Here is a 275-nt window from a genome sequence, read left to right on the forward strand (position 1 = left end):
CTGCGCGCCTGTGTGCCCGGCGGGAACATCTGCGATCCGCAACGGATTGCCGATTCGATCAGGGAGTGGTTCAACGAACGCGGCGCTCGGGAAGGCGCTCGGGAGGGGCTGACGGACAGCGAGCGCAACGCGATCGAGCGCGCAATCAGCGAGGTCGAGCTGTGCTGCCAGTTTTCGCTCGCGAGCGAGCTGCGCGCCCTTCTCGCCGCCCATCCGGACCAGCCGACGGCGCGCGCCGACGATTGGATCCGGGTCGACGTTCAACGCCCGATCGA

Annotated in this window: 1 protein-coding gene; it reads left to right on the forward strand. The window is 68.4% G+C overall.

Annotation, left to right across the window (positions count from 1 at the left end; translation table 11 throughout):
* The coding region (locus tag AC1RPU_RS08220) for a hypothetical protein (protein WP_481769683.1) at positions 1–275 on the forward strand (275 nt) is incomplete at both ends.

This window comes from Dellaglioa sp. CoH-55-MRSF-7, from assembly GCF_056782235.1.